The 25,586-nt window shown below is 58.9% G+C and carries 22 protein-coding genes and 1 pseudogene; 10 read left to right on the forward strand and 13 right to left on the reverse strand.

Annotation, left to right across the window (positions count from 1 at the left end):
- Positions 1 to 39 precede the first annotated feature (39 nt).
- From RBB49_RS17320 to RBB49_RS17330, 3 genes are all read right to left on the reverse strand, one after another.
- Complete coding sequence (locus RBB49_RS17320; protein WP_306144098.1) at positions 40 to 1,017, reverse strand: TRAP transporter substrate-binding protein; 978 nt, start codon at positions 1,015 to 1,017, stop codon at positions 40 to 42.
- Between the two features lie 23 nt (positions 1,018 to 1,040).
- Positions 1,041 to 1,583 (reverse strand): 3-hydroxyanthranilate 3,4-dioxygenase, encoded by a 543-nt coding sequence (locus RBB49_RS17325; RefSeq protein ID WP_306144099.1) that lies wholly within the window; start codon positions 1,581 to 1,583, stop codon positions 1,041 to 1,043.
- 101 nt (positions 1,584 to 1,684) lie between these two features.
- The gene (locus RBB49_RS17330; RefSeq protein ID WP_336623430.1) at positions 1,685 to 2,593 is read right to left on the reverse strand and encodes a dihydrodipicolinate synthase family protein; all 909 of its coding nucleotides are present in this window, start codon (positions 2,591 to 2,593) and stop codon (positions 1,685 to 1,687) included.
- Between the two features lie 201 nt (positions 2,594 to 2,794).
- On the opposite strand from RBB49_RS17330, the gene RBB49_RS17335 reads away from it, so the two are divergent.
- The 5 genes from RBB49_RS17335 (at position 2,795) to RBB49_RS17355 (ending at position 7,182) form a co-directional block, all read left to right on the forward strand.
- Entirely contained in the window at positions 2,795 to 3,568 is a 774-nt protein-coding gene (locus RBB49_RS17335; RefSeq protein WP_306144101.1) for an aspartate dehydrogenase, read from the forward strand.
- 1 nt (position 3,569) lies between these two features.
- Positions 3,570 to 4,514 carry a LysR family transcriptional regulator gene (locus tag RBB49_RS17340; RefSeq protein WP_306144102.1) on the forward strand — a complete coding sequence of 315 codons (945 nt, stop codon included), beginning with the start codon at positions 3,570 to 3,572 and terminating at the stop codon, positions 4,512 to 4,514.
- A 103-nt stretch (positions 4,515 to 4,617) separates the two neighbouring features.
- Positions 4,618 to 6,048: an NAD-dependent succinate-semialdehyde dehydrogenase gene (locus RBB49_RS17345; protein WP_306144103.1), complete on the forward strand. Its 1,431-nt coding sequence runs from the start codon at positions 4,618 to 4,620 to the stop codon at positions 6,046 to 6,048.
- Between the two features lie 202 nt (positions 6,049 to 6,250).
- The gene (locus tag RBB49_RS17350; protein WP_306144104.1) at positions 6,251 to 6,520 is read left to right on the forward strand and encodes a hypothetical protein; all 270 of its coding nucleotides are present in this window, start codon (positions 6,251 to 6,253) and stop codon (positions 6,518 to 6,520) included.
- Positions 6,521 to 6,609: 89 nt separating this feature from the next.
- Positions 6,610 to 7,182 carry a glutathione peroxidase gene (locus RBB49_RS17355; protein WP_306144105.1) on the forward strand — a complete coding sequence of 191 codons (573 nt, stop codon included), beginning with the start codon at positions 6,610 to 6,612 and terminating at the stop codon, positions 7,180 to 7,182.
- Positions 7,183 to 7,184: 2 nt separating this feature from the next.
- Here RBB49_RS17355 and RBB49_RS17360 read toward each other — a convergent pair whose 3' ends face one another.
- The 7 genes from RBB49_RS17360 to tpiA form a co-directional block, all read right to left on the reverse strand.
- Positions 7,185 to 7,577 carry a thiol-disulfide oxidoreductase DCC family protein gene (locus RBB49_RS17360; protein ID WP_306144106.1) on the reverse strand — a complete coding sequence of 131 codons (393 nt, stop codon included), beginning with the start codon at positions 7,575 to 7,577 and terminating at the stop codon, positions 7,185 to 7,187.
- A gap of 463 nt (positions 7,578 to 8,040) precedes the next feature.
- A complete protein-coding gene (locus RBB49_RS17365; RefSeq protein ID WP_306144107.1) occupies positions 8,041 to 11,190 on the reverse strand; it encodes an efflux RND transporter permease subunit in 3,150 nt (1,049 codons plus the stop codon).
- Positions 11,191 to 12,354 carry an efflux RND transporter periplasmic adaptor subunit gene (locus tag RBB49_RS17370; protein WP_306144108.1) on the reverse strand — a complete coding sequence of 388 codons (1,164 nt, stop codon included), beginning with the start codon at positions 12,352 to 12,354 and terminating at the stop codon, positions 11,191 to 11,193. It abuts the gene before it with no gap.
- Between the two features lie 188 nt (positions 12,355 to 12,542).
- Entirely contained in the window at positions 12,543 to 13,370 is an 828-nt protein-coding gene (locus tag RBB49_RS17375; RefSeq protein WP_306144109.1) for a VOC family protein, read from the reverse strand.
- A gap of 24 nt (positions 13,371 to 13,394) precedes the next feature.
- The gene (locus RBB49_RS17380) at positions 13,395 to 15,023 is read right to left on the reverse strand and encodes a CTP synthase (RefSeq protein WP_306144110.1); all 1,629 of its coding nucleotides are present in this window, start codon (positions 15,021 to 15,023) and stop codon (positions 13,395 to 13,397) included.
- Positions 15,024 to 15,143: 120 nt separating this feature from the next.
- Entirely contained in the window at positions 15,144 to 15,524 is a 381-nt protein-coding gene (secG, locus tag RBB49_RS17385; protein ID WP_306144111.1) for a preprotein translocase subunit SecG, read from the reverse strand.
- 110 nt (positions 15,525 to 15,634) lie between these two features.
- Positions 15,635 to 16,393, reverse strand: a complete 759-nt coding sequence (tpiA, locus tag RBB49_RS17390) for a triose-phosphate isomerase (RefSeq protein ID WP_306144112.1) — start codon at positions 16,391 to 16,393, stop codon at positions 15,635 to 15,637.
- 230 nt (positions 16,394 to 16,623) lie between these two features.
- On the opposite strand from tpiA, the gene RBB49_RS17395 reads away from it, so the two are divergent.
- The 5 genes from RBB49_RS17395 to glp are packed head-to-tail and all read left to right on the forward strand — an operon-like array spanning position 16,624 to position 22,092.
- Positions 16,624 to 18,513 carry a peptidylprolyl isomerase gene (locus RBB49_RS17395; protein WP_306144114.1) on the forward strand — a complete coding sequence of 630 codons (1,890 nt, stop codon included), beginning with the start codon at positions 16,624 to 16,626 and terminating at the stop codon, positions 18,511 to 18,513.
- Between the two features lie 24 nt (positions 18,514 to 18,537).
- A complete protein-coding gene (gene trpD, locus RBB49_RS17400) occupies positions 18,538 to 19,551 on the forward strand; it encodes an anthranilate phosphoribosyltransferase (RefSeq protein WP_306144115.1) in 1,014 nt (337 codons plus the stop codon).
- 4 nt (positions 19,552 to 19,555) lie between these two features.
- On the forward strand, positions 19,556 to 20,368 hold the full coding sequence (trpC, locus tag RBB49_RS17405) for an indole-3-glycerol phosphate synthase TrpC (protein ID WP_306144116.1): 813 nt from the start codon (positions 19,556 to 19,558) through the stop codon (positions 20,366 to 20,368).
- Between the two features lie 6 nt (positions 20,369 to 20,374).
- Positions 20,375 to 20,887: a cyclic pyranopterin monophosphate synthase MoaC gene (moaC, locus tag RBB49_RS17410; protein WP_306144117.1), complete on the forward strand. Its 513-nt coding sequence runs from the start codon at positions 20,375 to 20,377 to the stop codon at positions 20,885 to 20,887.
- The gene (gene glp, locus RBB49_RS17415) at positions 20,887 to 22,092 is read left to right on the forward strand and encodes a gephyrin-like molybdotransferase Glp (protein ID WP_306144118.1); all 1,206 of its coding nucleotides are present in this window, start codon (positions 20,887 to 20,889) and stop codon (positions 22,090 to 22,092) included. Before moaC ends, glp begins: the two co-directional genes overlap by 1 nt.
- Positions 22,093 to 22,146: 54 nt before the next feature.
- On the opposite strand, the gene RBB49_RS17420 is transcribed toward glp, so the two are convergent.
- From RBB49_RS17420 to RBB49_RS17430, 3 genes and pseudogenes are all read right to left on the reverse strand, one after another.
- Positions 22,147 to 23,475 carry an HlyD family type I secretion periplasmic adaptor subunit gene (locus RBB49_RS17420; RefSeq protein WP_306144119.1) on the reverse strand — a complete coding sequence of 443 codons (1,329 nt, stop codon included), beginning with the start codon at positions 23,473 to 23,475 and terminating at the stop codon, positions 22,147 to 22,149.
- Positions 23,472 to 25,220 (reverse strand): type I secretion system permease/ATPase, encoded by a 1,749-nt coding sequence (locus RBB49_RS17425; protein WP_306144120.1) that lies wholly within the window; start codon positions 25,218 to 25,220, stop codon positions 23,472 to 23,474. Before RBB49_RS17425 ends, RBB49_RS17420 begins: the two co-directional genes overlap by 4 nt.
- Before the next feature lie 273 nt (positions 25,221 to 25,493).
- Positions 25,494 to 25,586, reverse strand: a pseudogene (locus RBB49_RS17430) (carbon monoxide dehydrogenase); the annotation flags it as partial.

Here is a 25,586-nt window from a genome sequence, read left to right on the forward strand (position 1 = left end):
GCGGTTTGAACCGCGCCATCTCACTTTTGACCCAAGTCCCTACTGGGTACTTGCCGCGGTTTCCCGCAAGGCGTCAAGCGAAGAGGTTTTTTCCGACCAGATTGCGTTCCATTCGCCGATGGCATCACCAAAGAATGACGCGTCGACCTTCTTGTAGGCCTTGCCCGTGCCTTCGATCTGCTCAAGCCAGCCAGCTTCCTTTTCGACATAGCTGTCGATGGTGCTGTCGACATGTTTGGCCATCAACTCGGCGACCATGGCGCGATCATCGTCCGACAGACCGGCCCAAACCTTTGCGGAGACCAAACCGACCATTGGAAACATCATGTGATCCGACTGAACGATCGTATCGGCGTGATCATAATATTTCAGAACCCAGATCAGTTCCGCATCCATGTCTATCGCGTCCACCTGTCCATTGGCCAACGCGTCATAGACGGCGGGCAGCGGCATCGGCGTCGGTGCGGCGCCCACGGCGTTGTAGAAATCGAGGATGGGCGTAAAAGGCGTGATCCGGAGTTTCAAACCGGACAGATCCTCGGAGGAGTTGATTTCACCGCGGCTGACAATCTGACGGAGGCCGGCCATGCCATACCCGACACCTACGACACCCACTTGACCAGGCAGTGGTTCGAGCATCGACTTCGCCGTGTCGGAACGCAAGATGCGGCCGGCGTGACCGATATCGTCTGCGAGATACGGCGCGTAGAACGCACCAAGTTCCGGTGCGCGGTTGGACACTTCCGCTACGGTCATGAAAGCCATGTCAAGTGCACCGGTCTGGAGCTGCTGCAGCATTTCGGCCTCGTTGCCGAGCTGGCGCGCCGGGAAGACCGAAACGGAGTGCGCCCCGCCGCTTGCCTCGGACAGTTCCTCGCCAAAGGCTTCAGCTGCCTTGGTCCAGATATGCGGTGGCGGCGTGATCAGGCCGAGCCGAAACTCCTTTGCCTGAGCCGACCAGGATGTCAACGCCAGCAGTGTTGCGGCGGAGACCACAATTTTTCGAAAGTAACTCATGCTGTTCCCCGTTTTCATTGAATTTATAGGACGACCCAGCCTTCAGGCGGCTCTTTGCCCGGGTGCACGGTCTGGCACTTCGGACATGTGCGCGCTTCTTCGGACGCGTAGAATTTCTGGTAGACCGGCGGCAGATCCTCAACGATGGATTTCAGTTGCATCTCCGCACGGTGGACACGTGCGCCGCACTCGAAACAATACCATTCGATTGCGTCCAGTTGCCCTTCCTGCCGTTTCGGCTCAATGACAAGACCGACCGACCCTTCCTGCGGCCGCTGCGGCGAATGCCGCACGTGGGGGGGCAGCAGGAAGATTTCGCCTTCCCGGATCGGCACGTCATAAAACTCTTCGCCGTCATAGATTTTCAGGAGCATGTCGCCTTCAAGCTGGTAGAAAAACTCTTCCACCGGGTCGTCATGGTAATCCGTTCTCTTGTTCGGGCCACCTACAACGGTCACCATCAGATCGGAATCTTCAAAGACCATCTTGTTGCCGACGGGCGGCTTCAGAAGATGACGGTGTTCGTCGATCCAAGCCTTGAAATTGAATGCCTTCAATTTAGACATGACAGTCTCCTTGATTTTTCAAAATCCTCGGCGGTTTTGCTCATAACCGCAAAGAAATTATCAGCATGTAGGTATCCGAATACATTATAGCTGCATCCAGGTCAGAGCTTGAGACCGCACTCATGGAAACCGTTGCGGACGAGTTGTTTTTCAGCTTCGTTCAGTTCCAGCATCGGCGGCCGAACACGCCCGCCCGTCTGGCCCAGGAGTTCTTGCCAGTACTTGCCGAACGCGGTCGGTTTGCCCGGCGGCCGCGTCCGTTTTATTGCATCACGAACCGGGTTAAGGCTGTCAAAGACCCGCCTCGCCTCGTCCGCCTTTCCGGCTAAAGCAAGCTGCGTGTATTCGTTCATCCGCTGATCGTTTTTGCTCTGCAGAAGGTAGGGTGGCGAAGAACACAGATAGAGTTTCCAGTTCAATTCCAGGATATTGTCCAGCCACTCGTGTTCGGCAGATGTCGAAACCTGAATTTTGTCGCCGACCATGTAGGTCAGTTTCACATACATCTCGCGTGGTACGGAGTATTTGATGGCGACTATATTGGGCAGTTCGGCGATGCGCGCGCATTCCTCCGGCTGCATCAGATACCCGCTGTCAGGGTGGCTCCACATCGCAATGCCGATATCAAGCTCGTCGCAGAAACGCTTGTAATACTGGTAGAGCACTTCGCTGCGGTCGTGAACGAAACTCAGGACAGGCGCGTGCAGGACGATGAAGTCCGCTCCGCAGACTTGCGCATGACGCGCCAATTCAAGCGCCGTCTCCATGTTTTGATCGGATACGGAGACGATGACGCCCGCCTTGCCGTCGCATTCGTCAACGGCAATCTCGAAATTGCGTTTCCGTTCCTCAAGGCTCATGGAAAAGAATTCGCCCTGCTTGCCGGCGATGAACAGGCCCTGGATGTTCAGATCATCAATCCAGTGGCGGATGTTCGAACGCAGGCCAGCCTCGTTCATCGACAGGTCTTCGTTGAACGGATTGAGAGCGGCGGCCCAAATTCCGGTCATGTTTTCACGGGCATATGCTTTGGCTTCTTGTTTTGTGTATTTCATCCGCTTTTGCTCTTTGGTAGTCGCCTCGGAGAGATGCCACAGAAAGCCAAATACGTGCGCGGCATCCAACCGGGAAGCAAAGAACTGGATATCAGAAAAAGCTATATCAGAAAGTTGTCAGTTTAGCTTTTGCCATGTTCGCGCTATGCCAGTGTCATGAAGATCGCATTGATCGGCAAAGGCGCGATTGCCCAATATGTTGAAGACGCCCTGGCAGCGCGCGGCCACAGCGTCAACGCCGTTCTGGTGAGACCGGAGGCTGTCGGTGGCGCTTCCGGCCATTTTGTGGGGTCGGTGGCGGAACTCCCCATGGACACCGCGTTCGTCATCGACTGTGCAGGACATGAGGCGCTTGCAACCCATGGCCCGAATATTCTGTCCCGCGGGTTCAGCCTGATCACCGTTTCCATCGGGGCTTTGGCAGACAGGCAGGTCGCCGAGCGCCTGGAAAGGTCTGCCCGTGAAAAAGGCGCCACGCTCTACCTTGCAAGCGGCGCCGTCGGTGCGCTGGATTGCCTTCGTGCAGCCGCGGTCGGCAAGCTGACATCTGTTCGCTATGTCGGACGCAAGCCGCCGCAGGGCTGGCGGGGGTCTCCGGCAGCCGATCGGCTGGACCTTGAAAACCTGACCGGTGCGGCCACGCACTTCGAAGGCACGGCCCGGCAGGCAGCCCTTGCGTATCCGAAGAATGCCAATGTTGCAGCAGCCGTCGCTCTCGCCGGTCCGGGTTTCGATGAAACAGAGGTACGCCTGATTGCGGATCCGGCGATCGACCGCAACATTCATGAAATCGAGGCGTCGGGTGAATTCGGTCACTTCCGCTTTGAGATTACCGGCAACACGCTGCCGGACACGCCGCGCAGCTCGGCACTCGCGGCAATGAGCGTCTTGGCCAAGCTTGAGCAAATCACGCAACCGGTGTCGATATAGGATGACAGGTCGCCACTCCCGCATTGTTGATCGTGCCCTGACCCGCCTGAAGCTCCGTCAGTTGCGGCTGCTTGTAGCGGTCGGCACGCATGGAAACATCCAGAACGCGGCTCAGGAACTCGGCATATCGCAACCCGCGGCGACGAAAATGATCCAGGACCTGGAGCTGGACTTTGAGGTCAGGCTTTTCAGCCGGACCAACAGAGGCGTCGTCCCCACCGTTTTCGGAGAGACACTGATACGGCACGGCAAGCTGATATTCGCTCAGGTGTCCAATGCCGCTCAGGAACTCGACGATCTGAACGAAGGCAATTCCGGCCGCGTGGTCGTTGGCACCTTGTTGGCAGCATCGACCAGCCTGATTCCCGCCGCGATCGAGATCTTGCTCGCGGACCGGCCAAATGTCGCCGTGAAGGTAAGCGAAGGGACAAACGAGGTTCTGATGCCCGGGCTGCTGTCGGGTGAAATCGATATGGTGGTCGGCAGGTTGCCGTCGCACCGCCATCGCGACAAGATCCGGCAGGAAAAACTGTTCGAGGACCGCATCCTGGCGATTTGCGGTACGCAGCATCCGCTGGCAGACAGGAAAAATATCGCTTTTGCGCAAACCAAGCCGTTCGGCTGGATATTGCCGCCGCTGGAAACCACCCTGCGCCGGCAGGCGGACCAGTTTTTCGTGGGACAGCAGCAATACGTGCCGCCGGTCATGATCGAGTCGGTTTCCTATCTCACGAACAGGTCCTTGTTGCAGAAGCGGAACCTGATAGGCCTGATGCCGGCAGAGGTCGTGTCTGAGGACATCGCCAAGGGGAACCTGAGCCAGTTGGACTGGACCGTCCCCTTCGGACAGGGACCGATCGGTGTTTCCCTGCGAGCGAACGACGATCTTTCACCCGCAGGCCGGGCTTTCAAGGCCGCCTTGCATGCGGCGAGCGCCGCACGATGAGGCCCTGGTATTCGCCAATGCGATATCTGTATTCGACCAATTTACTTGAAACGATGCCGCGCAATACGTGATCACAAACAACAGAGACTGAGGAGCCCGGCATATGTACCCAGAGTTAAAGCTTTTTGTCGCAGGCGAATGGCGCACGACCGGTTCCGACATGCCCGTTGTAAATCCCGCCAACGAAGACGAACTGGGACGCCTGCCTTGTGCGTCTGCCAAGGACCTTGACGACGCACTTGAAGCCGCAGTGAAGGGGTTCAGGATCTGGCGCAAAACGTCTCCCCGGGAGCGTTCCGACACGATCCTGCGTGCCGCCGCTCTTTTGCGGGAAAGACAGGAGGCAATTGCCCGTTCGATCACGCTGGAGCACGGAAAACCCTTGAAGCAGGCCCGCCTTGAGGTCATTCGGGGAGCTGAGTTTTTCGAATGGGATGCCGGCGAGGCAATGCGGACTTACGGGCGTATCATTCCCGCCGCGCCAGGTCACAAATTTGCGGTTCATCACCAGCCGCTTGGCGTCGTCGCCGCCTTTTCGCCGTGGAACTTTCCTATGAGCCAGCCGGCGCGCAAGATCGCCGGCGCGCTTGCCTCGGGGTGCTCGATTATCCTGAAGGCAGCAGAAGAAACACCAGCAGGTGCATTGCATATTGCCAAGGCTTTCGAGGATGCCGGTCTGCCGGCAGGTGTGCTGAACCTCGTATTCGGCCGGCCATCCGAGATTTCCGGCTACCTGATCCCGCAGGATGCGGTTCGGCTGGTGGCCTTTACCGGATCGACCTCTGTCGGCCGCCATCTGACCACACTCGCGTCCCAGCACATGACGCCCGTTCTGATGGAACTGGGTGGCCACGCGCCGGTGATTGTCTGCGAAGACACTGCGATCGATGAAGCCGCAGAGGCCGGCGCGATACGCAAGATGCGAAACGCCGGCCAGGTCTGCACGTCGCCCACACGCTTTTTCGCACATGAACGGATTTTCGAACGATATGCCGAAAAGTTCGTCGAACGCGCTGCGGCGACCGTGGTTGGTAACGGTATGGATGACGCTGTGGAGATGGGTCCGCTGGCGAACGAAAGACGGGTTCCGGCGCTGACCGATCTGGTTGAAGATGCGCGCGCCAAAGGGGCCATTGTGGCCACTGGCGGGGCAAGGCAAACCGACCGCGGCTACTTTTTCCAGCCGACCGTGCTCCTGAACGTGCCAGACAACGCACGCATCATGCGGGAAGAACCCTTCGGTCCGGTGGCGGTCGTCAACCCGGTCTCTTCACTCGACGAAGCCATTCACGAGGCAAATTCGGTTCCGTTCGGTCTTGCCGGATATGCCTTCACCAACCGGGCCGATTACATTGACCGCCTTATCGACGAGGTTGAAGTCGGCAACCTGTCGATCAACACGCTTGAGGCATCCATGCCCGAAACCCCGTTTGGAGGCGTCAAATCCAGCGGCTACGGGCGTGAGGGCGGATCCGAAGGCCTGGAAAACTACATGACAGTCAAACACGTCTGGCACTCGACTCACATCAGTTGAAGCGCCGAAGAGATCTCTGCCCGTTCGACGGAACCGCGCATTTCGAAGGATCGAACCGCCGCGACACCGAAGTTCACTTCAAGCAAACAGGACCGAACTTCCTTCTGGCACTGGCCGCAGATGACCTGTAATGCTGCCATGCTCTCGCAAGACTTGTGCGTAATAAACGAGACGGCAATTAGCACAGAGGAAGACAGCCCGGATGAAGGTTCCGATCCCGGAAGAACCGACCCACATGGTCACAGCAATCGTCGCCTATGCCGGTATCGCAAAGCGGCTTCACGTCGAACTTGAAAAGCGCGCGGCGGAAACCGGCATCGATCTCGATGCCATCAGGTCTGACCTGCTGCAGGAAGCCAAGAAGGCGATCCCGCATGGAGACTTCGCCAAGGACGAAATCGGTGTCTACAAAACCATGTTTCAGGCCATCGAAACGATATTCGACCCGGTAGACCCGAATGCTGGTGCTTAATAAACGCAGGCACATTGCATTTGCCACGAACGTGTGAACCGAACGCGCTCCGGGCTGCGTAATAAAAGCAGCTGACAGGAGACGACACCATGCCCCGGATCGGAAACATTCTGAACCTCGTTGCTGGCGCAACCGTTGCCGCGACGGCGAGTGCGATCGAGGTCTCAGCTGACCAGAGCAACGGAAGTGCCCTGCAGTTTTCCTTTGAGATGCCTGATGGCAGCGCACTGCCACTCGACCAGTTTTCGGGAAGACCGGTCCTTGTCGTGAATACGGCAACGAAATGCGGTTTCAGCAAACAGATTGCCGGCCTGCAAGAGTTGCATGAGCGCTATTCATCGCGCGGACTGGTGGTGATCGCGGTGCCGTCAAACGATTTCGGCAATCAGGAGCCTCTGGAGAGCACTGAGATTGCCGGGTTCTGTGAAGCCAAGTACGGCGCGAAATACCTGATGACCGCAAAGACGCAGGTAAAGGGAGACCTTGCCCACCCTTTCTACCGGTGGGCGGCGGAGACGCTCGGGTCAGCTGCCCGCCCCTACTGGAATTTTCACAAGTACCTGATCGGGCCGGACGGATCGATCGTCGCCTGGTTCTCAACGCCCACGAAACCGACGTCTTCAAAGATCATCAAGGCGATTGAGGCACAGCTGGGGAGCTGATCCTAGGTGCTGGACCTTGCGGGCGCTGCAGAAGGCTGAAGACTCGCCTGGCAATGGGCATGGCGATTAAAGCGCTGGTCGGCGAATTTCCGGTAAGCGAAAGCAACGCCGCGATAGATACCCGGCAAGGTGGCCAGCATTGCGAGCAGCCGCCAGCCTCTGAACTGCCGCCAGATCACCAGAAAAGCATCCAGACCGGTCTGTATTGCGCCGTCATCATCGCGCACGCGGAGATAAAGCAGAGCATCGGACTGGCTCATCCCGGTGCCCTGAAGCAACTCCGGATGGGTGGCAATGTCATTCCAGACAATGCTGGTTTTCGGTGTCAGCCGCTTGTAGTAGCCGATCTCCCGTGAACAGAGCCCGCATTTGCCGTCGTAGTAAACTTCGATCAACGATCTCACCAATCAGAAAGAACCATTTGGAGTGATCTACGGGAAAGGCGAGGAATTGGATTGCTCCGACCGAGCCACGAACAAAGTCCCGTTCAGGAAAAAGGAAATCCTCACAGCGTTTTGTCTTGGTGTGCGGATTGGCAGCTTCCCTCGCACAGGATGCACAATCTCCCGCTTTTCGGACAACGTCGCGGTCCGTCTCCTTTCAGAATCCTCGTGAAAAGCCGAGGCCAAAACTTCACGTCGTCCCAAATGAAAGCGACAAACACCGCCAGCAAGACAGTTCCGCCCAAGTATTCCCCTATTGGTTCAGGCAAGGTGAGCAAAAGCAAAACTGCGACAACCGCGAAAGGCACTTGAACAAGCAGAAATCGCCTGCCAGGTGAAAGCGCCGTATATTTGTTCACCAACCGAACGGGCAATCTCACCTGGTTTCGCACTTTTCAGCCATCCTGAGGTCTCTTTACCCGGCCGGCGCACTCCGGCTGACATGTCCCTGCCCGCCGAGCATCTTCTTGGCTTTCTCGCGAATGTACTGAAGGCAGACGTAGAGCACGGGGATCATCAGGACACCGATCACGGTCGCGAACAGCATGCCCCCAAAGACGGCGAACCCGATGGCCTTCTGACTGGCCGCACCGGCGCTGGACGCCGTCATCAGCGGCACCACGCCGAGCAGGAACGAGAGCGCCGTCATCATCACCGCGCGGAAACGCAGATGGGCAGCCTCGGTGGCAGCCTCCATGATCGATTTGCCGGTATCACGCTGCTCCATCGCGAATTCCACGATCAGGATCGCGTTTTTCGCCCCCATGCCGACCAGCATGATCATGCCGATCTGGGTATAGAGGTTGACGTCCCCACCGGTCACGAACACCGCCACGAGCGCCCCCATGATCGCGAAGGACACGGACATGAGGATCGCGACAGGCATTGACCAGCTTTCATACTGGGCCACCAGGAAGAGATAGGTGAACAGGATCGACAGCATCAGAATGAACAGAACGATGTTGCTCGCACCCTGCTGCTGCTGCGCCGTACCCGTCCATTCATAGGTGTATCCCGGCGGCATGGCTTCTTCGGCCGCCGATTCCATTTCGTTGATGACAACACCGGTCGACGCGCCCGGGGCCGGATCACCCATGACGGCCGCAGCACGGAACATGTTGTAGCGTGTCAGGATCTGCGGACCGAGCACGTTCTCGGTTGTCAGGATGCTGCGCAGCGGCACCATGGTGCCGTCCTGGGACCGGACGTAAAGCCGGCCGATATCCTCGATCTTGTCGCGATACTGCCCTTCGGCCTGGATCATGACCTTGTAGACACGCCCGAAGATGTTGAAGTCGTTGATATAGAACGAACCGAGATAGGCTTGCAGCGTCGTGAAGACATCGGAAACACCGATCCCGAGCGTCTTGGCCTTTTCCCTGTCAAGGTCGACAAACACCTGAGGAACATTCGCGCGGAAAGTCGAATAGGCCCGCGCGATATCGGGGCTCTGGTTCGCCGAATAGACCATCGACCCGACCGCGGACGCCAGATCCTGCGGCGTGCCGCCACCCGTTTGCTGCATCATCATCTGAACGCCGCCGGTCGTCCCGAGACCGGGGATCGGCGGTGGGTTGAAGGCGATGATATTGGCACCCGGTATCGTTGAGAAATCGGCCCAGAACTTCGCCAGAATGGCATTGATTCGGAGGTTCGGTTCCTGCCGCTCTTCCCAGTTGCTCATTGTTGCAATCACGAGCGCAGCGTTGGACGAGGTCGCGCCGTTCAGGATCGAATAGCCGTTCACGATAACGACGTTCTCAACGCCCGGAACCGCTTGCGTCAGTTCAACCACGCGCTCGGTCACGGTTTCCGTCCTTTGAAGGGCGGCACCGTCCGGAAGCTGCACATCGACCATCAGGTAGCCCTGATCTTCCGACGGCAGAAAGCCCTGGGGCAAGGTGCTGCCGAGCGACATGATCACGGCAATCGCACCCGCAACGATGATCAGGCCGACAAAGGCAACGCGCACAAGGCGCCGGATGATGGCCGTATAGCCGTCGCGCACACCGGTAATGCCGCGGTCGAACAGGCCCATGAGCCCTTTTGGCGGGCCGGAACGCGCCTTCAGGATGAGACCGCAGAGGGCCGGCGACAGCGTCAGGGCGTTGATCGACGAGATCACGACCGATACGGAAATCGTTACGGCGAACTGTGAATAGAGCCGGCCGGTAATGCCGGGCATGAAGATCGTCGGCACGAAGACGGCGAGCAGCACCAGCGTCGTTGCAATAACGGGACTGGTGATCTGCTCCATCGCCTTGGCGGTGGCTTCCTTGGGGGCGAGCCCCTCCTCCGCAATGATGCGTTCCACATTTTCCACGACGACAATCGCGTCATCGACCACGATGCCGATCGCCAGGACCAGCGCGAACAGGGAAATCGTGTTGAGCGACATGCCGAGGGCAAGCAGCACACCGAACGTTCCGATCAGAGACACGGGGATGGCAACGGTCGGAATGATCGTTGCGCGCCAGTTTCCGAGGAAAATGAACACCACGGACACAACCAGCAGGAACGTCAGGAACAGTGTCGCGATCACGTCGTCCAGCGATGCCTGCACGAAGTCCGTCGTGTTGAAGGGAACGGCATATTCGACATCATCCGGAAATGCCTGCGCAAGGTTTTCCAGGCGGGCAAGAACGTTTTCAGAAACCTGCAGCGCGTTTGCACCAGGTGCCTGATAGATCGCGAGAACGGTGGAAGGCTGGCCGTTGAACTCACCGGAGGCGTTGTAGAACTGGGCACCGAGTTCGACCCGGGCCACATCCCCGATCTTCACAATCGCCCCGTCCTCACCGGTTCTCAGAACGATGTCTTCAAACTCTTCCGGTGTCGCGAGCCGGCCCTTCGCCTTGATCGTGTACTGGAACTGCTGCCCGTCCGGTACCGGCGGTGCGCCGATCTGACCCGCGGCGACCTGGATGTTCTGGTCCTGCACCGCCGCAATGAAGTCTGTCGGGGTCATGCCGAGGCTGGTCAGGCGGTCCGGATCAAGCCAGATGCGCATGCCGTAGGCGAAATCCGTCATCACATCCGCGCGGCCAACACCCTGAACACGCGCAAGCGAGTCCTTCAGGTTGATCGAGGCGTAATTCGACAGGAATACGGGATCATAGGTGCCGTTCGGCGAATAAAGCGTGATCACCAGCAGCATATTGGTGCTGGCTTTTTGAACGGTCACACCGTTCGCGGTCACTTCGCTCGGCAGCTGGCTGGTCGCCTGCGATACGCGGTTCTGCGTGTTGACCGTGGCAATGTCCGGGTCCGTCCCGACCGCGAAGGTCACGTTGAGCGAGTAGTTGCCGCTGTCATTACTGGTCGACTGCATGTAGATCATGTCGTCGACGCCGTTGACCTGCCCCTCGATCGGAGCTGCGACCGTTTCCTCCAGAACCTCGGCATTGGCGCCCGTATAGGTCGCCGACACGTTCACCACGGGAGGTGTGATATTCGGAAACTGCTCAACCGGCAGCGACACATAGCCGAGAATACCGGCGATCGTGATGACAATGGAAATCACCAGCGCAAATTTTGGCCGGTAGATAAAAAAGCGAGAAAACATTTAGCTCTGCTCCGCCGGCTGGGACGCGAGGACGGGGTCGACCTCGACACCCGGACGGACTTTTTGCAGACCTTCCGTTATGACTTCTTCGCCTTCCGACAGCCCCTTCGTGACGACAAAATTCGTCCCTATCTGCTGACCGAGTTCGACGTATTTCTGCTCGACCTTCTTGTCTGACGTGATAGCTAGAGCAAACGCACCCTGCTGATCACGCTGGATCGCCGCCTGGGGAACGACAAGAGCGGTCTCCGTGTTCGGTGCTTCCAGAAGCACGGTCACGTAGGTTCCGGCAAGCAGGCGAACGTCCTTGTTGTCGAATTGACCGCGGAAGGAAATCGTGCCCGTCGTGGCATCGATCTCGTTGTCGATATAGACGATTTTCCCGGTCTCTCCGTACTTGTCGCCGTTGGGAAGCACGAGACTGATGGACGGCGCTTCATCGGGAGACAGATCGGCCGGGCTGATGTTGTGCGTCTGGACTGCGTTCAGATACTGAGCTTCGCTGACGGAAAAGTTGACATAGACCGGTGCTAGCCTGATCAACTTGGCGAGTGAGCTGGTGTTCGGACCGACGAGTTCCCCGACACTGAAAGTACTCTTGCCGATCTGCCCGGGAAACGGTGCGGAAATATCGGTGTAACTCAGGTTGAGTTCTGCCTGCTGCAGCGAGGATTGCGCGGCTTCAACCGATGCCTCGGCCTGTTGTTTCTGCGCGAGTGTCGCCTCGTAGGCAGCTTCCGAGACGTGCCCCTTGTCGAGCAGGTCCTTGTCCCGCTTTTCATCGGCGGCCTTGAGGGCTGCGTCCGCCTTTGCGCTGGCAAGGTCCGCTTTTGCCTTTGTCAGCTGTGCCTCGTATTCGGCCTTCTCGATCGTGAACAACAGGTCATCCTTTTTCACGAATGACCCGTCCGGGACTGCCTTGTCCTCAAGGAACCCGCTTACGCGGGCGACCAGGTCAACCTGATCGACCGCTGCAATCTGTCCGACGAAGGATTCACTCTGGCGCACATCCTGCGAGGCAACCTTGGCGACCGTGACTGAAGGTGGTGGCGCCGGCGGAGCCTCGGCCTGCTTCGAATCATCCGAACAGGCTGCGAGCAGGCTGAGTGCGGCAGCAGCTAGGAGAAGATGACGGGAACGAGAAGCAATACGCTGAAATGGCATTCGAGAACTCCGCTGTCAGACCTTAGGGTCGCGCGCTTGATCGGAGTTCACTATAAAAGGACTGATTGATTCAACAAGCGAATTTTCATGTCACACCGCTCAGGGCACACGATCGTCTAACGTTGCGTTTTCAATCCGCAATCGCCCTTGGTTGTTTTCCCAATGGTCCGTTGAGAATGTGGCGCAGGTCAGCTTTCTTCCGCCGACAGGATCACCGTGAGGCCATGCAATCCGGTTGCGGGAAACACTCCGGTTCTGTCCGCTGCATCCGTCCCGATCTCTATTGCGGCAAGTTGCGGAAGGTCGCCCTGCAGGGCCTCGGCAGCAGGTTCGCCGACCAGAGCCCGGTACGCTGCCGGATTAAGAACCGAAATCCTGCCCCGAGCGGTTTCGACCTCAAGCCCCAGGCTTGTTGCACGCATTTCCCTCTGACCGGTGAAACCACCCAGGAACTCATGATGGTCGGACGGGTCCTCGGCAATCAGGTAGATCGATTTGATCGCTGTTGCACCATTTATGTGTGACTGAAACGCCGGCTTCCAGAAGTTTTCCGGATACTTGTTGTGGCAGGTGAAATAGCCGATCCCGGGACTTAAGGGGTCCTGGAGAAGCGTCAGGTCGAACGCAACGTTTGCAGTCGATCCGTCAGGCAGGTGCGCGACGCGTTCAAACGAAAACGGGTCGAACAGGGACAGCCCTGCTTTCTCGAAGTCCTGCCTGTCCGCGCCCGCATCCCGGCTGTCCATCACCAGCATGCTGGCGCCTTCACGTTTGGCGAGAAACGTCTGATTGAAGGCTCCGAAGGAAAACTGCCTGCCGACCGTTTCCGTTATGAGATCCGGTTCGGCCACACTGAGCAGTTCGATAAAAAATCCATCAAACTGAATAAGCCGGTTGGCGGTCCCCCAGGGGTGTCTGTTTTCAGGCGTCACGGTAAAGCCGAGCGCTTCATAGGCCCGGCCTGCGGCGTCCAGGTCATTCACGGCAACGACAATATGGTCCAGACCTCTTAGCAAGACATCCCCTCCCGGTAAGTCGGCTTAAACCAGACGGCTCTGCTGCAGCGCTGCCCCGATGAACGATGCAAACAGCGGGTGCGGCTCGAACGGACGCGACTTCAGCTCGGGATGATACTGCACGCCGATGAACCAGGGGTGGTCCGCAATTTCAACGGTTTCGGGGAGAATGCCGTCTGGAGACGTTCCGGCAAAGATCAGACCGCAATCTTCAAGCTGACTGCGATAGCCAATATTGACCTCATATCTGTGCCGGTGACGCTCCGAAACGCTCGTTTCACCATAGATCTCGGCAATCTTCGAACCCGGCTTCAAACTTGCCGGGTAAGCGCCGAGCCGCATGGTACCCCCAAGGTCGCCGTCTTCGTTCCGAATTTCCTTGGCATTGCCCTTGGTCCATTCCGTCATCAGTCCGACAACCGGCTCGCTCGTCGGGCCGAATTCGGTGGAATTGGCGTCGGTGATCCCGGCCATGTTGCGCGCGGCTTCAAGCACCGCCATCTGCATGCCGAAGCAGATCCCGAAATAGGGGATCTTCCGGTTGCGGGCGAAACTCGCCGCCGCAATCTTGCCTTCCGCTCCGCGCTCGCCAAAACCGCCGGGAACCAGAATGCCGTGAACGCCCTCCAGATAGGGGCTCGGATCCTCTTTTTCGAAGGTTTCCGATTCGATCCATTCCAGGTTGACCTTCACCCGGTTTGCGATACCGCCATGTACCAGCGCTTCGATCAGAGATTTGTAGGCGTCTTTCAGAACGGTGTATTTGCCGACAATCGCAATCTTGACCTCCCCCTCGGGATTGGCCACGGCCTGCGAGATGTCCTGCCAGCGCTGAAGCACCGGTGCCGGGGCGCCCTTGAGCCCGAATGCCGCCAGCACCTCGTCGTCAAGCCCTTCCTGGTGATAGGCAATCGGCACGTCGTAGATCGATTTGACGTCATAGGCCGGAATGACGGCACTCTCCCGCACGTTACAAAAGAGGGACAGCTTGCGTTTTTCCGTTTCTGGGATGGGACGGTCGCAGCGGATCATGAGGATGTCGGGCTGAATGCCGATCGAACGCAGTTCCTTGACCGAGTGCTGTGTCGGCTTGGTTTTCATTTCCCCGGCGCTCGGAATGTATGGCATCAGGGTCAGGTGGACATAAACCACGTCCCCTCGCGGCAGATCGTTGCCGAGCTGACGAATCGCTTCGAAAAACGGCAGGCCTTCGATATCGCCGACGGTTCCGCCGATCTCGACCAGAACAAAATCATAACCCTCGTTCCCGTCCAGGACGAAGGTCTTGATCGCGTCGGTCACATGCGGGATCACCTGAACCGTGCCGCCGAGATAGTCGCCGCGACGTTCCTTTGCGATGATGTTCTGGTAGATCCGGCCTGTTGTGATGTTGTCCTGCTGATTGGCGGGCCGGCCGGTGAAACGCTCATAGTGACCCAGGTCGAGATCGGTCTCCGCCCCGTCATCGGTCACAAAGCACTCGCCGTGCTGATACGGGCTCATGGTGCCCGGGTCCACGTTCAGGTAGGGATCGAGCTTGCGGAGCCTGACCTTGTAGCCGCGCGCCTGGAGCAATGCCCCCAGAGCCGCTGATGCCAGACCTTTTCCAAGCGAGGAAACCACGCCGCCGGTGATGAAAATATATCGCGCCATGGACCAATACCATATCCTTGCCGAGCGCCGTTTGGCCACTCGGGAGTTGCGTTCTCAACACATAAAAATACCCTGCGGGCAAAGCCGCAGGGCAGATGTCTTTGGAAGTGGCCTAGGCGCTTATTGCGCGGCCGGCACCTGCGGCCCGGAGGGCTCGCCCTGGGGTCTCAGCTGATCGAGAATGCCGCCGGAGCCGCTCGGAGCGCCGTCAGTACCTGCCGGAGCACCGTCAATTGCAGCGGGTGCGGCATCGAGAATGGAGCTCGGTGCTTCTTCGTTCTGGGCGATGAGGCTCAACGTCAGCGATGTTGCAAAAAATGCAACGGCAAGCACCGCTGTTGCCCGCGTCAGAACATTTGCAGTGCCGCGGCTCGACATGAGGCCGCCGCCGCCACCGCCGCCGCCAATACCGAGTGCGCCGCCTTCAGAGCGTTGCAGGAGGACAACCAGCACCAGGGCCAACACGACCATAAGGTGGATAACGATGACTACGGTTTCCATCGAATGCCATTCTATCTGTATTTCGGGTTTGGCGGCCTTCTACACCAGTCGGCGCGCGCTTTCTACCCTTCAATTGCGACTTCGCGACGAAAGCTTCAAGTGCAGGGCGCTCAGGAATAGGCCGCCAGGATGCCGAGAAAATCGTCCGCCTTCAGGCTTGCCCCGCCAACAAGCGCTCCATTCACGTTGCTGACGGACATGAGTTCAGCCGCATTGGCCGGTTTGACCGATCCCCCGTAGAGCAGTTTCATGGCGCTTCCCTCACCGCTGAAGCGCGCCGCCAGGGTTTCCCTCATGGCGGTGTGCATTTCCTCCACGTCTGCGGCTGTCGGTGTCAGTCCGGTTCCGATAGCCCACACGGGCTCATAAGCTATGACACTGTTTTCTGCGGTCGCGCCATCGGGAACAGAACCGGCCAGCTGTGATTTGACGATATCGAGCGCCTGCCCGGCCTTGCGTTCGGCCTCCGTCTCGCCAACACAGATGATTGCAATCAGGCCCGCGCGCCAGGCGGCCCGGGCCTTGGCGTTTACGTCAGCATCGGTCTCCCCGTGATCGGTCCGGCGCTCGGAATGCCCGACGATCACGGCACTTGCACCCGCGTCCTTGAGCATTTCGGCAGAAGTGTCTCCGGTGTGGGCACCGGAGGCAGCCGCATGGCAATCCTGCCCGCCGACGGCCGGCGCGCCTTTTCCCGCAACCTCCGCCAGCGCCGCAACGAGCGTTGCGGGGGCGCAAATCATCGTGTCCACGGAGTCGGCCATCTCGTCGCTCAAGCCGGCCTTCATCTTGTGGAATTCGGCAAGGCTGGCGCGCAACCCGTTCATTTTCCAGTTGCCGGCCACAAGCGGCTTGATATTGGCGCTCATCTGTTTTCGTCTCCCAGATATCCGATGATGGAACTGGCGCTTTTAGAGCAGATGCGTAACCGCGTTGCAATCACCTTGGTTTGCGGACCATTCTTTCTTCTTCGAACTTTGTTCCCGACCGTCTTGCGGGGAAGCCGCCACGTCATTATGATCCGCCCGCCCCGGTCAAAGCGGCCTGGTAGAGCATCGCCGAATACGGCCTTGGACAAGAAAATAAAACGGAAGTCTTCATGCTTGACTCACTGCGCAAAGGCGCCGGCACCTGGGTTGCCAAACTGTTTATCGCATTGCTGATTTTTAGTTTCGCCATCTGGGGCGTCACCGACTTCCTGCAGGGCTTCGGTCAGAACACGGCTGCGAAGGTCGGCGAGACCGAAGTAAGTATATTCGAATTCGACCGCACCTACCGCCAGGATCTCAACCGGCTGGCGCAGCAATTCGGCCGGCCGCTGACGGCCGAGGAAGGTGCCGCGCTCGGCATTCCGCAACAGGCTCTCGGAAGATTGATTGCCGAGGCAGCGCTGAGCAACACGGCTCAGGATCTGAAACTGGGCGTTTCGGACCAGCGCCTTGCGACGCTCATCCAGTCGGACCCGGCCTTCCGTGGCCCGAGCGGCCGCTACGAACGCGCCAGGCTCGATCAGGTTCTGCGCGCCTACGGTTATCAGGAAGACGAATATGTCGTGCAACGGCGTCACACGGCGGAAAGAAATCAGCTGTCGCAGGGTATTGCCGGAAACCTGAGGGCACCGGTCAGTTACCTGGAAGCTCTCTCCGCCTATCAGTTCGAAACAAGGTCCGCCGACTACGTGCTTTTGACAGACGCGAACATTGGCGAAATCGAAGAACCGACAGACCCGGTGCTGACGGCCTATTTCGACGAGAACAAGCCCGATTTCCGCGCACCCGAATACAGGGAAATCAAGATCCTCTCCCTGACCCCGGAAACGGTTGCCAGACCCGATGACATCGCAGAGGAAGACGCCCGCTACGAGTACGAGCAAAGGGCGGAACGCTACTTCCAGCCCGAGCGGCGCAAGGTGCGCCAGATGTCGTTTCCCTCCAGCGAGGCCGCGCAGGAAGCTGCCGCGGAGATCGAAGCTGGCAAGACCTTCGAAGACCTGATGGGCGAACGTGGATTGAGCAACAACGACGTCACCCTTGGCACCATGTCCAAGGACGACTTTCTCGATGAAACGCTCGGGGACACAGCCTTCTCGCTTGGCCAGGGTGAAACGAGCGGCGCCGTGGAAGGCCGGTTCTCGACGGTCATCTTGAATGTGGAGGAAGTGCTGCCGGAAAGCACGCGCCCTTATGATGAAGTCAAGGACGAAATCATCCAGGATCTGGCAGCCGAACAGGCAGAACGCGAAATCCTTGACCTGCTTGACGAAGTTGAAGATGCGCGCGCCGGCGGAGCGCTGCTCGATGAAGTCGGGGACCGGTTTTCGCTCCCGGTCGAAACACTTGCCGCTTTCGATCAGTCGGGCAAGTCGACATCCGGCGACGATGTTGAACTTCCGGCTGCCGAGGGTTTGCTGAGGGCTGTGTTTGAAAGTGACGTCGGGATTGAGAACGATGTTCTCCCTTTCGGTGACCAGGGGTTCCTCTGGTACGAGGTGGACAATGTGATCCCGGAACGCGATCAGACACTCGACGAAGTCCGCAACGATGTCATCACGGCCTGGAAAGCAGACCAGTCTCGGACGCGGCTGAGCGAGAAGGCAGAAGAAATCCAGACACGGCTTGCGGGCGGTACACCGCTGGAGACCCTCGCGGGCGAAGCGGAACTGGAAGTCAAGCGGGCTGAGAACCTTGCCCGCAATGCACCTTCCGGTGACTTCGGCGCGGAGGCAATGACAGCCGTATTCGGTGGCCCGCTCGGCACCAGTGCCGTGGCCACGTCCGCCAACGGGCAAAGGATTGTCTTCAAGGTGGCTGAGGTGGCCGTTCCGGATTTCGATGCGACGTCTTCGGCCAACGCAGCTCTCAACGAGCAGCTGTCTCAGCAAATGAGCGATTCACTTCTCGGTCAGTTCATCACCGACCGGCAGAACGAGGCAGGTGTCGAGGTTAACGAGGTCGGTATTTCGCAGGCAATCGGTCTGAACCCGCAGTGACCTGACCCGGAACGGACGACGATCATGACCACTTTCAAGGAATTCATCGCCAAGGTCGCAGATGGTCACACCCTGACGCCGGAAGAAGCCAGACAGGCATTTGATGTCATCCTGTCTGGTTCGGCCACGCCCTCGCAACTGGGCGGGTTCCTGATGGCGCTTCGGGTGCGCGGTGAGAGCACGGCCGAGGTGACTGGCGCGGTGGCTACGATGCGCTCCAAGATGCTCACCGTGGACGCCCCGGACGACGCAATCGACATCGTCGGCACCGGCGGCGACAGTTCCGGCAGCTACAACATATCAACCTGTACCGCGATCGTCGTCGCAGGATGCGGTGTACCGGTCGCCAAACACGGCAATCGATCCCTTTCATCCAAGTCCGGGGCCGCCGAGGCGCTCTCCGAACTTGGGGTGAATATCGACATCGCCCCGGACAGGATTTCGGACTGTATCCGCAAGGCGGGTATCGGTTTCATGTTCGCACCGCTCCACCATGCGGCCATGAAGCATGTCGGACCGACGCGCATGGAGCTGGGCACGCGGACAATATTCAATCTCCTCGGCCCGCTTTCGAACCCTGCGGGCGTCAAGCGTCAGATGGTCGGTGTTTTCGCCAAAAAATGGCTTGATCCGGTTGCCCAATCCCTGAAGGAACTGGGATCGGAAAAAGCCTGGATCGTACATGGATCCGACGGCATGGACGAGATCACCACCACCGGCCCCACATATGTCAGTGAACTCAAGGACGGTACCGTCGCCGCATTCGAGATCTCACCTGAGGATGCAGGGTTGCCGCTTGCCAGGGCCGAGGACCTGAAAGGCGGGCTGCCCGCAGAAAACGCAGCGGCCCTGCGCCAGGTTCTTGCAGGTGCAAAGAACGCTTACCGCGATATCGTCCTTTTCAACGCCGCGGCTTCTCTCATGGTCGCCGACAAGGCAAAGAACCTGAAGGAAGGTGTTGAAATGGCGGCGGCAAGCATCGACGACGGCACATCCGCCCAGACACTGGAAAAGCTGGTCGCGGCATCAAACGGGTAGGACAATGTCTGACATCCTCCAGAAAATAGAAGCCTACAAGCGCGAAGAAATCGCTGCTGCCAAGGCGGCCATATCCCTTGAAAATCTCAAGGACCGGATTGCCGACCAGTCACCTCCCCGCGGCTTTCAGGCCGCAATAGAGGCAAAGCATGCAGCCGGTGACTACGCGCTGATTGCCGAAATCAAGAAGGCCAGCCCGTCAAAGGGGTTGATCAGGGAAGATTTTGACCCGCCGATTCTGGCAAAGGCCTACGAAGACGGCGGCGCTGCATGCCTTTCGGTGCTGACGGACACGCCGTCGTTTCAGGGCAGACCGGAATTTCTGACCAAAGCCCGGGACGCTGTGTCTCTGCCGGCGCTGCGCAAGGATTTTCTGTATGATACGTATCAGGTCTACGAAGCCCGTGCATGGGGCGGCGACTGTATCCTGATCATTCTTGCGGCCGTCGATGACGATACTGCCAGGGCGCTTGAAGAGACGGCGTTTGAGCTCGGCATGGACGTTCTGCTTGAGGTCCACAACCAGGAAGAACTTGAGCGCGCGCTCAAACTGTCTTCAAGACTGTTTGGCATCAACAACCGGAACCTGAAGACCTTCGAAACCCGCCTCGAAACCAGCGAAGCTCTGGCCCCACAGGTGCCTGGCGACCGGATTATCGTCGGCGAATCCGGTCTCTTCACGCCGGACGATCTGTCCCGCATGAACAAGGCCGGGATATCCACGTTCCTGATCGGCGAGAGCCTGATGCGCCAGAGCGATGTCGCAGGTGCCACCCGGGATCTCTTGTCCCGCTCGCCTGTTTCCGCGGCGGTCTGAAACACCATGTCCCAGCAAGACCGGAAACTGACGCACCTTGATGACGCGGGCGCTGCCAACATGGTCGACGTCTCGCAAAAGGAAAACACCCACAGGATCGCGGTTGCGCGCGGATCGGTGACAATGCGCGCCGAGACCCTGGAGCTCATCCGCTCCGGAAACGCAAAGAAGGGTGACGTGATCGGCACCGCACGGATCGCCGGCATTCTGGCTGCCAAGAAAACCCATGAACTGATCCCCCTCTGTCATCCGCTGATGCTGTCAAAGGTCAAGGTGGATATCGAACCGGACGAAACGCTGCCCGGGCTGGTCGTGACGGCCACGACCAAGGTCAGCGGACAGACCGGGGTTGAAATGGAGGCCCTGACGGCCTGTTCCCTCACCTGCCTGACGATCTACGACATGGCCAAGGCGGTCGACCGGGGCATGGTGATCGGTGACATACGCCTGGTCGAAAAGGCTGGCGGCAAATCCGGGCACTGGACGCTCGAAAAAGACGGCAGCGAAGGCGGCACCTGATGAGCCTGATGCCTGTCGCCGAGGCGCTGCAAAAGCTCCTGTCGGACGTTGAAAAGCTTGAAACGGAACATGTCCCGCTGGAACAGGCAAACGGGCGGACATTGTCCGAAAACCTGGTTTCAAAGCGCACACAGCCGCCCTTTGCTGCCTCGGCAATGGACGGCTACGCAATCCGGCACGAGGACGTTGCCGGCGGAGACGCCAAACTCGATGTCATCGGTGAAGCACCTGCGGGCCATGGCTTTTCCGGTCGGGTCGCAAAGGGCCAGACCGTTCGCATCTTTACCGGTGCGCCTTTGCCGGAAGGTGCCGACACAGTCCTCATCCAGGAAAACGCGCAAACAGACGGCAACCGTATTTCCGTACTGGAAATTCCTGCGCAAGGTGCATTTGTACGCCCTGCCGGCCTCGACTTTCAAAAGGACCAGGTTCTTCTTGAGCCGCCGCTTGAACTGACATATCGCCACCTTGCGCTCGCAGCTGCCATGAACTTCCCGGACATTCCCGCCGTCAGGCGGCCGAAAGTGGCCATACTCGCAACCGGCGACGAATTGGTGCGGCCAGGTGCGGAACCGGGTCCGGATCAGATCATTGCCTCCAATCACGCCGGTATTGCAGGCCTCGTTGAAGATTGCGGCGGCCAACCTTTGGACCTTGGCATTTCGCCGGATGATCCGATTGAACTTGCCAATCACGTTCGCCGGGCAATCACCGAAAAGGCCGATATTCTGGTCACGCTCGGTGGCGCATCGGTCGGTGACCACGATCTGGTGCAGGACGTTCTCGGCCAGGAAGGCATGGATCTGGCCTTCTGGCGCATCGCAATGCGTCCGGGAAAGCCGCTGATGGCTGGCAGGCTGGGTACCACAAAGGTTCTGGGTCTGCCCGGAAATCCCGTTTCCAGCCTGGTTTGCGGGTTGCTGTTTCTCAAGCCGTTGATCCACGCAATGCTGGGTTCCTCCGCCGGTACGTCCGCCCCGAAACACGCAATACTCGGAGGTGATCTGCCCGAAAACGACCGGCGTCAGGACTACATACGCGCCACATTGCATGAAGATGCCGGCGGACGGCTCGTCGCCACTCCGTTTTCCAAGCAGGACAGTTCAATGCTCGCCCTTTTGGCAAGATCCGGGGCTCTCATCGTCAGACCGCCGCACGCGCCGGCGCTGAAAGCCGGGTCGCCGGTGGACGTGCTTGTGCTCTGACGAAAAAGGGAGGCTGGCCGGCCTCCCTTCATGTTTGACATTTATATACAGGAATTATCGCTCGCGCATCGCATGCGCAATCTGGTCCGTGACCGGTTTCACCAGATAACTCAGCACCGTTCTTTCTCCCGTTTGCAGGAACGTCTCGACCGGCATGCCGGGGACCAGTGTCTGGGAACCGAGTTTTTCCATTTCGGCGTCGTCAATGACCAGTTTTGCCGTGTAATAGCTCAACCCTGTCCGTTCATCCTGGGTCAGGTCGGCAGCCACCGTAAGCAGTTTTGCATTGAGTTCGGGCGTCGTTCTCTGATCGAAACTCGGAAAGCGGATCCTGGCTTCCTGTCCAGGCGCAAGCTGATCGATGTCGACAGGCTGCACCTGTGCCTCGATAATGAGCTGATCCTCGCGCGGGACGATCTGCATGACCGTTTCACCCGGAGCGACCACGCCGCCGATCGTATGAACCGAAAGCTGGTGCACAAATCCGCTGCGCGGCGCCAGGATGTCGACACGGGTCAGTTCGTCTTCCGCCGCGATTTTCTGTTCTTCCAGCTGCGCAATGCGCGAACGCGCTTCCTGAAGCTGCTCCAGCACTTCGGCGCGGTAGGATTCCTCGATCTGCAGGATCTGGATCTGCCGTTCGCTGATGGCCTCCTTGGTTCGCGCGATCTGGGCGATGAGGTCGCCATATTCTCCGGAAAGCCGCGCCTGTTCCCGGCGCAGCGCCGATACGCGGCTCTTGGACACCAGCTGCTTGTTCAGCAGACCGTCAAGGTCGGCCAGTTCTTCCTTGATCAACTCGATCTCGGAGTCCTTGGCCGTCACCTGCGCCTCCAGCCCCTCGGATTGCTTGTTGAACTGACGGATCTGTTCCTCAAGCTGGTTCTTGCGGCCTTCCTTCGAATTCTGGCGCGCTTCCAGCAGCAATTGCTGGCCGCGTTCGATATCGCCCAGGCTTTCAATGCGGTCCCCGGGCCAGGAAATCGCGCGCAATTCATCGCGCTCCGCTTCCAGGCGCAGTTCCTGCGCTGTCAGTTCGCGGAGCTGCTTCGTGATGACGGCAAGGTTGGCTCTCGTGACGGTGTCATCGAGACTGAGCAGCAGATCACCGGATTCAACCAGATCTCCATCCTTGACGTTGATCTGGCGGACAATGCCGCCTTCCCGATGCTGGACCTGCTTGATGTTGCTCTCCACCACGACCGTGCCGGAGGAGACGACGGCACCGGAGATCTCGGTAAAGGTTGCCCAGCCACCGATACCGACAACAACAAAAATCGTGACAAACAGCGAGAAGAACAGATGTTTGCGAACGGTTTTGCTGAGCTCTTCGTCGGCCGGATTGGCAGCCGCTGCATGCTTCATGGAATCTGAGTTCTTCATCGGGCCGCTCCTGCTCCCTGGCGCATCGGCTGAACGGGTTGCACAACCTGTTTCAGGACTTCTTCCTTTGGACCGAACCCGGCCATCTTGCCTTCCTTGAGGCATAGGATCTTGTCGACCGTTGCAATCGCACTCGGACGGTGGGCGATCACGACAACGATCGAACCTTTTTCGCGCATCGCCTTGATGGCATTTGTCAGCGCACTTTCACCGATCGCGTCCAGATTGGAATTGGGCTCGTCCAGAACCACCAGGAACGGATTGTCGTAAAGCGCCCGCGCAAGCGCCAGCCGCTGGCGCTGCCCGGCGGACAGGGAGCGCCCGCTTCTGCCAATGACCGTGTTGTATCCTTCCGGCAGCGCCACGATCATTTCATGGACGTCGGCCAGCTTTGCCGCCTCGATGATTTTTTCCGGTGCGGCGTCTTCGCGGAACCGGGCAATGTTTTCGGCAATCGTGCCGTCGAACAATTGCAGGTCCTGCGGCAGGTATCCGATGAATTCTCCCCGCTTCTTGCTTTCCCACTGGGAAAGCTCCGCGCCGTCGAACCGGATCACACCGCGCAGCGGTGTGGTAACGCCCACAAGAGCCCGCGCGAATGTCGATTTGCCGGACCCGGACGGGCCGATCACGCCCAGACCGTCTCCAGCCTGCAGATCAAGCGTGACGTTTTGAACGTAAGGTGTCGGCTCACCGAAAGGACCGCAAAAGACCTGTTCCACCGTAATGCCCTTGGACGGTTGCGGAAGATCCATCTTGGGCTCCTCCGCATCGGCAACCTGGAGCACTTCGCGCAGGCGGCGCAGAGCCTGGCGGCTGGCGACGAAACCGCGCCACTGGGCCACAGCCTGTTCGATCGGAGCCAGGGCGCGAGAGGTCATGATCGACGCCGCGATCATCACACCCGGTGTGATTTCCTGCTGAATGGCCAGCCAGGCACCGACAGCGAGAATGGCCGACTGCAGGATGAAGCGTATCGTCTTGATGGCCGTCCCGAAAACACCCGTCGTGTCGGAGGCGCGGCGCTGTGTGGCCAGGTATTCCGTGTTCTGCGCATCCCAGCGGGCCGTGAGGGTCGATTGCATGCCCATGGCAGCAACGACTTCCGCATTGCGCTGACCGCTTTCAACCGCCGCGGTTCTGCGCCCAGACTGACCGGCCGCATCCTCGGTCGGTCCGCGGGACATGTATTCGTTTGCCACGATCAGGATCGAGATAATGACTGCCCCGGCCAATCCGACGGCCCCCAGAAGCGGGTGGAACAGAAACACGATGCCGAGATAGAGCGGCAGCCAGGGGATATCGAAAATGGCCGCCGGCCCCGGTCCGGACAGAAACTGGCGGATTGTGTCGAGATCCTGAACCGGCCGAAGGCGCGCCGACTTGCGGCCCAACCGCACCGGCAGACTGTTGGATACCTTGTAGACGATACCGGACAGCCGCGCGTCAACGCGCTGACCGAGACGCGATAGAATGCGTCCGCGCACGCCTTCCAGGATGCCATAGAAAACGTAAAGCACGATTGCCAGGGACCCGATCACGACCAAAGTCGGGACGGAGCCGCTCGCAAGGACCCGGTCGTAGATCTGAAGCATGAACACCGGGCCGGTGAGCATCAGGATGTTGATGACGAAACTGACGATCGCCACCCCCCAGAATGCCGACCGGATCGGCCGGAAGGCTACCGCGACGGGATTTTCCCGAGGAGCACCGGTTTTGGGTGCCCGCTGATTTGATACCGCCATTTATACCTCTGTCCCGCCTTTCGGCCTCTTGCCGCCCGATCTGAAAGTCACCGACTCGTCCCAATGCATCCATTAGACGAATTTGTGTCCCTTTATGGGCCAAAAATTCTGGTTTTCCCAAATTCACCCATCGTTCTAGCACAAACCGGATTTTCGTTCCGCGGTCTATATCACACTTATTGTGTGACCTTTTCCTTGTATTCCCGTGAAAAAACGAAAGCCCGGTTCTCTTACGAACCGGGCTCCCACAAGGATGACGATGAGGTGTATTTGTCAGCCTGCTTTTTGTACGGCTCGTTTTGCCATGACGGTGACGAGGTTTGCGCGGTAGGCGGCGGAGCCGTGCAGGTCGTGCAGCATGGAGCC

It is taken from the genome of Roseibium sp. MMSF_3412 (genome assembly GCF_030733265.1).
GTDB lineage: Bacteria > Pseudomonadota > Alphaproteobacteria > Rhizobiales > Stappiaceae > Roseibium.